This is a genomic window from Mycobacterium sp. NGS18 (genome assembly GCF_059813185.1).
In genome coordinates, this window is the sequence record NZ_JCALEC010000022.1 from 1 (window position 1) to 11654 (window position 11654).

The following is an 11654-nucleotide window of genomic DNA, read 5'->3' on the forward strand; positions in this document are numbered from 1 at the left end:
CACGAAACGCCCCCCGAGAAATCGGGGGGCGTTTCCAATTCCCCACCGCCGGTATCAGGCGTCCTTGCTCAATCGGATCACCGGGCCAGGCTGGTCGGACAGCGCGAACCCCGTTGGGACTGCTCCAGGCATTGCCGTGCGGGTGCAGCTCACTCGGCGCCCCGGCCCGGAAGAGGCAGAAACGCGACGTACCGCCGTCGTTTCGTACCGGGTTCGGTTATTTGCGCGACACCGCGAACGTCGGCAAAGAATGCCCGGTTTAGCGGGTCGGTGCGCTGGCCGGACAATTCGCGGCGGCCCGTATCCTTACACGAGGTTTCACGCGAAAGGTTTCAGTGGTCGACAACAGAGCAAGTGGCGGGCGTGGTCAGTCGCGCGGGGGCACCGGAAGTGGCCCACGCGGTCCGCACCAAGGACGGGCAGCCGGCGACCAGCGGCGCACGCCCACCGGTGATCAACGCCGGACGCCCAGGGGTTCGGGACCGGACCGGGATCGTCGTACGCCGCCCCGGCGCGACCATGACGGCGGCTCGCGGCCCCCGCGGCCGGCCGGCGAAGAATCGCCCCGGCGCTACGACGATCCGCCGCTACCGGAGGGGATCGAACCCAAGCAGCTGGCGCCGGAAGTGCGCCGGGAACTGAGCACCCTGAGCAAGGCCACCGCCGACGGCGTGGCCTGTCATCTGGTGGCCGCCGGCATGCTGCTCGACGAGGACCCGCAAGCCGCGCTCAAGCACGCCAAGGCGGCCCGGTCCCGCTCGACGCGGATCACCGCGATCCGTGAAGCGGTCGGGATCGCGGCTTACCACTGCGGCGACTGGACGCAGGCCCTGGCCGAGCTGCGCGCGGCGCGCCGGATGGGCAGCAAGTCCGCGCTGTTGCCGTTGATCGCCGACTGCGAACGCGGCCTGGGCCGCCCACAACGGGCGATCGAACTGGCCGCCAGCCCCGAAGCCGCCCAACTGGAGGGTGATGAGGCCGACGAACTGCGGATCGTGGTCGCCGGCGCTCGCGCCGACCTGGGCCAGCTGGAGCAGGCGCTGACGGTGCTGTCGGCCGCGCCGGCCGACCCCGAGCGCACCGGATCGACGGTGGCCCGGCTGTACTATGCGCACGCCGAAACGCTGGTGGCGCTGGGCCGCGGCGACGAAGCCCTGGAATGGTTCCTCAAGGCCGCAGCCGCCGACACCGAAGGTGTCACCGACGTCGAGGAGCGGATCGCCGAACTGGGCGGCGCCGGTTCACTGGCAGACGAATACGACTGTCTGCTGCTCGATCTCGACGGCACGGTGTTCCGTGGTGGCGAACCCACCGCTGGAGCTGTCGAAACGCTGGCGGAGATCCAGAGTCGCGGACTGTTCATCACCAACAACTCCTCGCGCAGCGCGGACGAGGTCGCGGCGCACCTGCGTGAGCTGGGCTTCACCGCCGCCGGCGAGGACGTGGCCACCAGCGCCCAGATCGCGGCGCACCTGCTGGCCGAGCAACTGCCCGCCGGATCACGGGTGCTGGTGGTCGGCACCGAATCGCTGGCCGCCGAAATCGCTTCCGCCGGTTTGGAACCGGTGCGACTGGCGGCCGACGAGCCGGCCGCGGTGGTGCAGGGCCTGTCCACCGAGACCGGCTGGGCTGATCTGGCCGAGGCGGCGCTGGCCATCCGGGCCGGCGCGAAGTGGATGACGACCAACGTCGACAAAACCCTGCCGTCGGAGCGCGGCCTGCTGCCCGGCAACGGGTCGATGGTGGCGGCGTTGCGGGCCGCGACCGACGCCGAACCGCAGGTGGCCGGCAAGCCGGGCCCGGGTTTGCTTACCGAGGCGCTGACCCGCGGTGAGTTCTACGCGCCGCTGGTCGTCGGTGACCGGCTGGACACCGACATCGCCGCGGCCAACGCCGCCGCGCTGCCGAGCCTGATGGTGCTCACCGGCGTCAACTCGGCACGCGACGCCGTCGGCGCCGTCGCCGAGCAGCGACCGACTTACGTCGCTCACGACCTGCGGGCGCTGCATCTCGACGCCGACCGGCTGGCGATCGGCCCGCAGCCGCAGTGGCAGATCACCCTGGACGGCGCCACGGTCACCGTCGCCACGGCGCAGCCCGACGAGGACGATGCGGACGGCCTGTCGATCGTGCGTGCGCTCGCCTGCGCCGTGGCCGACGCCGACCTGGCCGGGCGCCCGTTCACCGTCGAGTCCGCCGACGACACCGCCGGGCAGGCTCTGCAACGTTGGTCCCTGCTCGGGGCCTGGCCCTAAGGGGCCCCAACTGGCATGGTCTAGCGTTGGTGGCACCCATGAACAGTGAGATTGATGATGTCCGGGAGCGCATCGCGGCGTTGCTGGCCGCGCTGCCCGGGGAAGCCGAGCTGGCCGAACTGCCCGCGCACAGCGATCTCAATGCGTTGGCGCAGCGGCTCGAAGAAGCCCACGAGGTCCTGGTGCGGGCACTGGAGTCGGTGGAGAAGGGCTGAGGGCACATGTCGCGGCGCACTCGCGTTGACGCCGAGCTGGTCCGGCGCGGACTGGCGCGTTCCCGCCAGCAGGCCGCGGAGTTGATCGGCGCTGGCAAGGTCACCATCGACGGCATTCCGGCCGTCAAACCGGCTACCGCCGTGAGCCTCACCGCCGCGCTGGCCGTCGCCGAAGACGGCGAACGCAACTGGGTGTCGCGCGGAGCGCACAAGTTGATCGGCGCACTGGACACCTTCGGGATCACCGTCGCCGACCGAGCGTGCCTGGATGCGGGGGCCTCGACCGGCGGTTTCACCGAGGTGTTGCTCGACCGGGGCGCGGCCCGCGTGGTCGCCGTCGATGTCGGCTACGGCCAGTTGGCCTGGTCGCTGCGCACCGACCCGCGCGTCGTCGTCGTCGAACGCACCAACGTCCGCGGGTTGACCCCGGAGGTCGTCGGCGGGCCCGCCGAGCTGATCGTCGCCGACTTGTCGTTCATCTCGCTGGCCACCGTGTTGCCCGCGCTGACTGGTTGCGCGTCACCCGACGCCGATATCGTTCCGATGGTGAAGCCGCAGTTCGAGGTGGGCCGAGAGCAGGTCGGCGCCGGCGGGGTGGTTTCGGACCCGGGCCTGCGCGCCGACGCGGTGCGGTCGGTGGCGCACCGCGCGGCCGAATTCGGGTGGGGCACCGTCGCGGTGACCGCCAGTCCGCTGCCGGGCCCGTCGGGCAACGTCGAGTACTTTCTGCATCTGCGTGCCGCCGCCGCACCGCTGACCGGTGAGGCGTTGGAAGCAGCCGTCCAGGATGCCGTTGCGAAGGGACCCCAGTGAATATCGGGCACCGAGAGCGCACCGTTTTGCTGGTCGTGCACACCGGGCGTGAAGAGGCCACCGACACCGCCCGCCGCGTCGAGAAGGTGTTGGGCGACCACGGCATCACGATGCGGGTTTTGACCGCCGAGGCCGTCGACAAGGGCTCGCTGCACCTGGCGCCCGACGACATACGTGAACTCGGTGTCGAGATCGACGTGGTGGATCCCGACACCCAGGCCGCCGAGGGCTGCGAACTGGTGCTGGTTCTCGGTGGTGACGGCACCTTCCTGCGGGCCGCCGAACTGGCCCGCGCCGCCGACATCCCGGTGCTGGGGGTCAACCTGGGCCGGATCGGATTTCTGGCCGAGGCCGAAGCCGACCACATCGACCGGGTCCTCGACCACATCATCGCCCGCGACTACCGGGTGGAGGACCGGATGACGCTGGATGTGGTGGTGCGGGCCGACGGGGAGATCATCGACCGCGGGTGGGCGCTCAACGAGGCCAGCATGGAGAAGGGCCCGAGGTTGGGGGTCCTGGGCGTCGTCGTGGAGGTGGACGGCAGGCCGGTGTCGACGTTCGGCTGCGACGGCGTGCTGGTGTCGACACCGACCGGATCGACCGCCTACGCGTTCTCCGCGGGCGGCCCGGTGCTCTGGCCCGACCTGGACGCAATCCTGGTGGTGACCAACAACGCTCACGCCCTGTTCGCCCGGCCGATGGTGACCAGCCCCGACTCGACGATCGCGATCGAAGTCGAGAGCGAGGGACACAATGCGCTGGTGTTCTGCGACGGCCGTCGCAAGATGCTGGTGCCGGCCGGCGGACGGCTCGAGGTGCAACGCGGCGTCACCCCGGTCAAGTGGGCGCGGCTGGGCAGCTCCCCGTTCACCGACCGGTTGGTGCGCAAATTCCGGCTGCCGGTGACCGGCTGGCGCGGACAGTAGTCGAGTGCTCACTGAGATCCGCATCGAGTCGCTGGGCGCGATCCACGCGGCAACCGCCGAATTCGACCGTGGCCTGACCGTGTTGACCGGGGAGACCGGCACCGGCAAGACGATGGTGGTCACTGGTCTGCACCTGCTCGGCGGCGCCCGCGCCGACGCCACCCGGGTGCGCTCGGGTGCGGCGCGCGCGGTGGTCGAGGGCCGGTTCTGCACCGCCGATCTGGCACCGGCGGCGGCCGGGCAGATCGACGAGATCCTGGAGGTCTCCGGCGCCGAGCGCGACGAAGACGGGAGCGTGATCGCGGCCCGCTCGGTCAGCGCCGACGGGCCGTCGCGGGCCTACCTCGGGGGCCGCGGGGTGCCCGCCAAGTCGCTGAGCGGTTTCACCGGCGGGCTGCTGACCCTGCACGGTCAGAACGACCAGTTGCGGTTGATGCGCCCGGACGAACAGCGCGGGGCACTGGACCGATTCGCCGCGGTCGACACCCGGCTGCAGCGCTACCGCAGCGCACGAGAGGCCTGGCTGTCGGCACGACGCGAACTGCTCGACCGCAACAACCGGGCCCGGGAACTGGCCCAGGAAGCCGACCGGCTCACCTTCGCGCTGCGCGAGATCGATGCCGTCGACCCGCAGGCCGGGGAGGACGACGCGCTGACGGTCGAGATCCGCCGGCTCTCCGAACTCGACGCACTGCGCGCCGCGGCGTCCGGGGCGCGCGCGGCGCTGGCCGGCGGCTTGGAGGACGCGGCCGACGCGGCGACGTCGGCCACCTACCGGCTCGGGCAGGCGAAGGCGACGCTGACCGCCACCGACGACACCGCCCTGCAGGCCCTCGGCGAACAACTCGCTGAGGCGCTCACGGTGGTCGACGATGTGGGCCGCGAACTCGGCGGCTACCTCGACGAGCTGCCCACCGGCGCCGACGCGCTGGACGCCAAGCTGGCGCGGCAGGCCGAGCTGCGTTCCCTGACCCGCAAGTACGCCGCGGACATCGACGGGGTGCTGGCCTGGGCGGCGCAGTCCCGCGACCGGCTGGCCCAGCTCGACGTTTCCGAAGAAACGATGGTGGCGCTGTCCGCTCGCGTCGAGGAGCTCGCCGAGCAGGTGGTGAAGACCGCCACCGATCTCAGCGCCGCGCGCGGCAAGGCGGCTCGCGGCCTGGCCAAGGCGGTGAGCGCGGAGCTGTCCGGGCTGGCGATGGCCGACGCCGAGTTCAGCATCGGTGTCAGCCACAGCCCGGCCGCCGACGACGACCCGGCCGCCCTGCGGTTGCCCTCGGGGCAGATCGTGCACGCCGGCGCCGACGGCATCGACGAGGTCGAGTTCGGGCTGGCCGCGCACCGGGGTATGACGGTGCTGCCGCTGGCGAAGAGCGCCTCGGGCGGCGAGCTGTCCCGGGTGATGCTGGCGCTGGAGGTGGTGCTGGCCACCTCGTCGTTGTCGTCGGTGCGGAGCTCGGCCGGCACCACGATGGTGTTCGACGAGGTCGACGCCGGGGTGGGCGGCCGCGCCGCGGTGCAGATCGGGCGGCGGCTGGCGCGGCTGGCCCGCACCCACCAGGTCATCGTGGTGACCCACCTGCCGCAGGTGGCGGCTTACGCGGATGTGCACCTGATGGTGGAGGCCACCGGACGTAACGGTGCCAGCGGGGTACGGCGCCTGGACGGCGAGGACCGGGTGGCCGAACTGGCCCGGATGCTGGCCGGGCTGGGGGAGACCGACACCGCCCGCGCGCACGCCCGAGAACTGCTGGACGCCGCGCAGGATGACCGGGGTGCAGACACCCACGAGTAGCCCACAAATCCTGTGACTGGTGTGACGTAACAGAACTTGTGAGGCCAGTGTTACGGCGCGCCTCCCTGCTTTCCCGCGCTTTCCCCGACACAATCGCGCCCATGAAGATGTCTGCGCTGTTGTCTCGTAACACCTCCCGGCCCGGCGTCATCGGTACGGCCCGAGTCGACCACGACATCGACCGGTTGCTGCGGCGGGTCGGTCCCGGCGACATCGTCGTTCTCGACATTCTCGACCTGGACCGGATCACCGCCGACGCACTGGTGGAAGCCCAGATCGCCGGCGTCGTCAATGCCTCGGCGTCCATCTCCGGGCGCTACCCCAACCTCGGTCCCGAGGTGCTGGTCGCCAACGGCGTCACGCTGATCGACGAGGCCGGGCCCACGGTGTTCAAGAAGATCCGCGACGGCGCCAAGATCCGGCTGCACAACGGCGGCGTCTACTCCGGCGATCGGCGCCTGGCCCTCGGCGTCGAACGCAGCGACGTCGAGATCGCCGACCTGATGCTCGAGGCCAAGAGCGGGTTGGTGGCGCACCTGGAGTCCTTCGCCGGCAACACCATTGAGTTCATCCGCAGCGAGAGCCCGCTGCTGATCGACGGGATCGGGATCCCCGAGATCGACGTCGACCTGCGCCGCCGGCATGTGGTGCTGGTCGGTGACGAACCCGACGCCGCCGACGACCTGAAGTGCCTCAAGCCGTTCATCAAGGAATACCAGCCCGTGCTGATCGGGATCGGCGCCGGCGCTGACGTGCTGCGCAAGGCGGGCTACCGCCCGCAGCTGATCATCGGCGACCCTGACCAGATGAGCGCCGAGGTGCTGCGGTGCGGATCGCAGGTGGTGCTGCCCGCCGACGCCGACGGCCACGCGCCCGGCCTCGAGCGCATCCAGGATCTCGGTGTGGGGGCGATGACGTTCCCGGCGGCAGGTTCCCCGATGGACCTGGCACTGCTGCTGGCCGACCACCACGGTGCGGCCCTGCTGGTGACGGCCGGGCACACCGCCAACATCGAGACGTTCTTCGACCGGACCCGTCAGCTGACGAACCCGTCGATGTTTTTGACCCGGCTAAAGGTCGGCGAGAAGCTGGTGGACGCCCGGGCCGTCGCCACGCTGTACCGCAGCCGGGTCTCTGCGGGCGCGATCGCGCTGCTGGTGCTCAGCATGCTGGTCGCGATCATCGTCGCGCTGTGGGTCTCGCAGACCGACGCCGTGGTCCTCGACTGGCTCAGCAACTACTGGCATCATCTGACCCAGTGGCTGCAGCACTGGGTGACCTAAGAGAACCGGGCCGACACGGCGATGATCACCCCTCGATACCACGCGATGTCGCTGACCGCGGTGCTGCTGGCATTGGTGTTCGGCGTGGTGCTGGGCTCTGGGCTGCTGTCGGGACCGGTGCTGGGCAGTCTGCAGTCCGATAAGCAGGAGCTGCGTGCGCAGATCGACGCGCAGCGCGAACAGCACAACGCACTGAGCGAGCGACTGGGCAACGCAAACGATTTCGAGGCCCAGATGGCGCCCCGGATCGTGCGCGACGCGCTCAACGGCAAGTCCACGGTGATCTTCCGGACTCCGGACGCCGCTGATGACGACGTCGAGGCGGTAGCGCGGATCATCGGCCAGGCCGGCGGGGCCGTCACCGCAACGGTCGCGCTGACGACCCAGTTCGTCGAGGGCAACGCCGAGGAGAAGCTGCGTGCCGTGGTGGAGTCCGGGATCGTGCCCGCCGGTGCCCAACTGAGCACCCACCTGATCGACCAGGGCGCCCAGGCCGGCGACCTGCTCGGCATCGCGCTGCTGATCAACCGCAACCCGGCCGTCCAACCCGCGGATGACACCCAGCGCGACACCGTACTGGCGGCGCTGCGCGATACCGGCTTCATCACCTACCGCGAACAACGGTTCGCAGCGGCCAACTCGGCGGTGGTCATCACCGGGGGAGCGCTGCCCGAGGACGCCGGCAGCAGCGGGGTGAGCGTCGCCCGGTTCGCGGCGGCCCTGGCCCCGCACGGTTCGGCGACGGTGCTGGCCGGCCGGGACGGCTGCGCCTCGGGCACCGCGGCCGTGGCGATGGCTCGCACCGATTCCGCGGTCGCCGAGGCGGTGAGCACGGTCGATGACGTCGACCTCGAGGCGGGGCGGATCACTACCGTCATGGCGGTGAGCAGCCTGATCAACGGCGGGCATCCGGGGCAGTACGGCATCGGTCACGGCGCCGGGTCGGTCACCCTCGCGCAATAGGCCCGGTGACCGCGGCCGGGCGGCGTGACTGGGCGTGACTGGGCGTGTCCAAGGCCGGAATCGCCCGACGATGTTAGGGTGAGATTCCGTGGGTCGGCAGGCCCTCAATCCTGCGCCGTCGTCACGGAGGTTGGTTTTGCCACCATTGCGAAAGCATCCCCAAACCGAGCCGAAGCACCTCTTCGTCACCGGTGGAGTTGCATCCTCGCTCGGTAAGGGTTTGACCGCAAGCAGCCTGGGCCAGTTGCTGATCGCCCGGGGTCTGCAGGTCACCATGCAGAAGCTGGACCCCTACCTCAACGTCGACCCCGGAACGATGAATCCGTTCCAGCACGGGGAGGTCTTCGTCACCGAAGACGGCGCCGAGACCGACCTCGACGTCGGCCACTACGAGCGATTCTTGGACCGCGACCTGTCCGGGTCGGCGAATGTGACCACCGGGCAGGTGTATTCGACGGTCATCGCCAAGGAGCGTCGCGGCGAGTACCTCGGTGACACCGTGCAGGTGATCCCGCACATCACCGACGAGATCAAGCGTCGCATCCTGGCCATGTCCGAGCCGGACGCCGACGGCCGGCGCCCTGACGTCGTCATCACCGAGATCGGTGGCACCGTCGGCGACATCGAGTCGCAACCGTTCCTGGAGGCCGCCCGCCAGGTCCGCCACGACGTGGGCCGGGACAACGTGTTCTTCCTGCACGTGTCGCTGGTGCCGTATCTGGCGCCGTCGGGCGAGCTCAAGACCAAGCCGACCCAGCACTCGGTGGCCGCACTGCGCAGCATCGGCATCACCCCGGACGCGCTGATCCTGCGCTGCGATCGCGAGGTACCCGAGCCGCTGAAGAACAAGATCGCGCTGATGTGCGACGTCGACGTCGACGGGGTGATCTCCACGCCGGACGCGGCGTCGATCTACGACATCCCCAAGGTGCTGCACCGCGAGGAACTGGACGCCTACGTGGTGCGCCGGCTCAACCTGCCGTTCAAGGATGTCGACTGGACCGAGTGGGATGAGCTGCTGCGCCGGGTCCACGAACCTCACGAGACGGTGCGAATCGCGCTGGTGGGCAAGTACATCGACCTGTCCGACGCTTACCTGTCGGTGACCGAGGCGCTGCGGGCCGGTGGCTTCAGCCATTACGCGCGGGTCGAGATCAACTGGGTCGCCTCCGATGCGTGCGAAACCCCCGCCGGGGCGGCCGCCGCGCTCGGGGAGATGCACGGGGTGCTGATCCCGGGCGGATTCGGGATCCGGGGCATCGAAGGCAAGATCGGCGCCATCGCCTATGCCCGCACTCACGCGTTGCCGGTGCTGGGATTGTGTCTGGGGCTGCAGTGCATCGTGATCGACGCGGCCCGCACCGCAGGGATCACCGAGGCCAGCTCGGCGGAGTTCGATCCGGACACGCCCGATCCGGTGATCGCGACCATGGCCGACCAGCAGGATGCGGTCGCCGGAACCGCCGACCTCGGCGGCACCATGCGGCTCGGCGCCTATCCTGCTGTGCTGGAAGCCGATTCGATTGTGGCCGGGGCCTACCAGGCCACCGAGGTCTCCGAACGGCACCGGCACCGCTTCGAGGTCAACAACGCCTACCGGGACCGGATCGCCGAAAGCGGGCTGCGGTTCTCCGGTACCTCCCCGGACGGCAAGCTGGTGGAGTTCGTCGAGTACCCGCGCGAGATGCACCCGTTCCTGGTGGGCACCCAGGCGCACCCGGAGCTCAAGAGCAGGCCCACCCGGGCCCATCCGCTGTTCGCCGCGTTCGTCGGGGCGGCCATCGACTACAAGGCCGCCGAGCGGCTGCCGGTGGAGATCCCCGAGCACCATCACGAACATCACGACACCCCCGATGCGCAGAACGGAGCCGACACGCACGGCGGCAGTGCTCAGCCGTTGACCGATCCGCGGCAAGAACCCCTGCCGGAACACGTAACCCGTGGCTGAGCACGTCTTCGAGACCGCGTCGTCGCAACTGCTGCACAGCGGCAAGATCTTCGCGCTGCGCCGCGACGAGGTGCGGATGCCGGGCGGAAAGACGGCCACCCGCGATGTGGTGGAGCACTACGGCGCCGTCGGGGTGGTCGCCATGGACGAGTCCGGCAATATCCCGCTGATCTGCCAATACCGCCACGCCTTCGGCCGGCGGCTGTGGGAGTTGCCCGCGGGGCTGCTCGACGTCAGCGGTGAGCCCGCGCACCTGACCGCCGGGCGCGAACTCGTCGAGGAGGCCGGTTTGACGGCGGCGACCTGGCAGGTGCTGGTCGATTTGGACTCCACGCCAGGCTTTTCCGACGAGTCGGTGCGGGTGTATCTGGCCACCGGCCTCACCGAGGTCGAGCGCCCGGAAGCGCACGACGAGGAGGCCGATCTGACGCTGCGCTGGTATCCGATCGCCGAGGCGGCCGCGATGGTGTTCAGCGGCGAAATCGTCAATGCGATTGCGGTGGCGGGAATTCTGGCCGCTTACGCGCACCGCCAGGGTTTCGGAACCCCACGTCCGGTGGATGCCGAATGGATCGACCGGCCGACCGCGTTCGCCGCCAGGCAGAGCCGGTCATGACCGCGGCGGCCCGGCCGGTAGGCCCGCTGACCGGGCAGCTTCAGGGGTACCTGGATCATCTGACGATCGAGCGCGGGGTCGCGGCCAACACGTTGAGTTCCTATCGGCGCGACCTGCGGCGCTACAGCGAGCACCTGCTGGCCCGCGGCATCGACGACCTGGCCGACGTGCGGGAGGGCGACGTCACCGAATTCTTGGTGGCGCTGCAGCGCGGTGACCCGGAGAACGGCGTGCCGGCGCTGTCGGCGGTCTCGGCCGGGCGCGCGCTGATCGCGGTACGCGGCCTGCACCGGTTCGCCGCCGCGGAGGGCATGGCGCCGGTGGACGTGGCCCGCGGCGTCAAGCCGCCGACGCCGGGACGGCGACTGCCCAAAAGTCTGAGCATCGACGAGGTGCTGGCGCTGCTGGCCGGGGCCGGCGGCGACAGCGCCTCGGACGGACCGCTGACGCTGCGCAACCGGGCGCTGCTGGAAATGCTGTACTCCACCGGATCCCGTATCTCGGAGGCGGTCGGGCTGGATCTCGACGACATCGACGTGCGCGACCGGTCGGTGTTGTTGCGGGGCAAGGGCGGCAAGCAGCGGCTGGTGCCGGTGGGGCGGCCCGCGGTGGCGGCGCTGGACGCCTACCTGGTGCGGGGCCGCCCGGGCCTGGCGGGGCGCGGCCGGGGCACCGCGGCGGTGTTCCTCAATGCCCGCGGGGGCCGGCTGTCGCGGCAAAGCGCCTGGCAGGTGCTGCAGGACGCCGCCGAGCGGGCCGGGATCACCGCGAAGGTGTCACCGCACACCCTGCGGCATTCGTTTGCGACGCATCTGCTCGACGGCGGCGCCGACGTGC

General features: G+C 70.4%; 10 protein-coding genes and 1 pseudogene. All 11 read left to right on the forward strand.

Annotated elements, in window-relative coordinates:
• Positions 1-335 precede the first annotated feature (335 nt).
• Positions 336-1229: pseudogene (locus AC5Y31_RS21545) on the forward strand (hypothetical protein); the annotation flags it as partial.
• Positions 1230-1268: 39 nt separating this feature from the next.
• Positions 1269-2255 carry an HAD-IIA family hydrolase gene (locus AC5Y31_RS21550; protein WP_499982913.1) on the forward strand — a complete coding sequence of 329 codons (987 nt, stop codon included), beginning with the start codon at positions 1269-1271 and terminating at the stop codon, positions 2253-2255.
• A 38-nt stretch (positions 2256-2293) separates the two neighbouring features.
• Positions 2294-2470 carry a hypothetical protein gene (locus tag AC5Y31_RS21555; RefSeq protein ID WP_165606148.1) on the forward strand — a complete coding sequence of 59 codons (177 nt, stop codon included), beginning with the start codon at positions 2294-2296 and terminating at the stop codon, positions 2468-2470.
• 6 nt (positions 2471-2476) lie between these two features.
• On the forward strand, positions 2477-3283 hold the full coding sequence (locus AC5Y31_RS21560) for a TlyA family RNA methyltransferase (protein ID WP_499982905.1): 807 nt from the start codon (positions 2477-2479) through the stop codon (positions 3281-3283).
• Positions 3284-3285: 2 nt separating this feature from the next.
• Positions 3286-4212 carry an NAD kinase gene (locus AC5Y31_RS21565; protein ID WP_499982915.1) on the forward strand — a complete coding sequence of 309 codons (927 nt, stop codon included), beginning with the start codon at positions 3286-3288 and terminating at the stop codon, positions 4210-4212.
• A 4-nt stretch (positions 4213-4216) separates the two neighbouring features.
• On the forward strand, positions 4217-6007 hold the full coding sequence (gene recN, locus AC5Y31_RS21570) for a DNA repair protein RecN (protein ID WP_499982906.1): 1791 nt from the start codon (positions 4217-4219) through the stop codon (positions 6005-6007).
• A gap of 101 nt (positions 6008-6108) precedes the next feature.
• Entirely contained in the window at positions 6109-7290 is a 1182-nt protein-coding gene (gene steA / locus AC5Y31_RS21575) for a putative cytokinetic ring protein SteA (RefSeq protein WP_065023854.1), read from the forward strand.
• Between the two features lie 21 nt (positions 7291-7311).
• Complete coding sequence (locus AC5Y31_RS21580; RefSeq protein WP_499982908.1) at positions 7312-8253, forward strand: copper transporter; 942 nt, start codon at positions 7312-7314, stop codon at positions 8251-8253.
• Positions 8254-8398: 145 nt separating this feature from the next.
• Positions 8399-10201, forward strand: coding sequence for a CTP synthase (pyrG, locus tag AC5Y31_RS21585; protein WP_065023856.1), 1803 nt, complete (start codon positions 8399-8401; stop codon positions 10199-10201).
• Entirely contained in the window at positions 10194-10817 is a 624-nt protein-coding gene (locus AC5Y31_RS21590; protein WP_065023857.1) for an NUDIX domain-containing protein, read from the forward strand. The genes pyrG and AC5Y31_RS21590 overlap by 8 nt, the downstream gene beginning before the upstream one ends.
• On the forward strand, positions 10814-11654 hold an 841-nt coding region (locus tag AC5Y31_RS21595), incomplete at its 3' end, for a site-specific tyrosine recombinase XerD (protein ID WP_499982911.1). The genes AC5Y31_RS21590 and AC5Y31_RS21595, both read left to right, overlap by 4 nt.

Coding starts and splice junctions, on each gene's coding strand:
- AC5Y31_RS21555 (WP_165606148.1), top strand. CDS start 2,294: ATGAACAGTGAGATTGATGATGTCCGGGAGCGCATCGCGGCGTTGCTG.
- AC5Y31_RS21560 (WP_499982905.1), top strand. CDS start 2,477: ATGTCGCGGCGCACTCGCGTTGACGCCGAGCTGGTCCGGCGCGGACTG.
- steA (WP_065023854.1), top strand. CDS start 6,109: ATGAAGATGTCTGCGCTGTTGTCTCGTAACACCTCCCGGCCCGGCGTC.
- AC5Y31_RS21580 (WP_499982908.1), top strand. CDS start 7,312: ATGATCACCCCTCGATACCACGCGATGTCGCTGACCGCGGTGCTGCTG.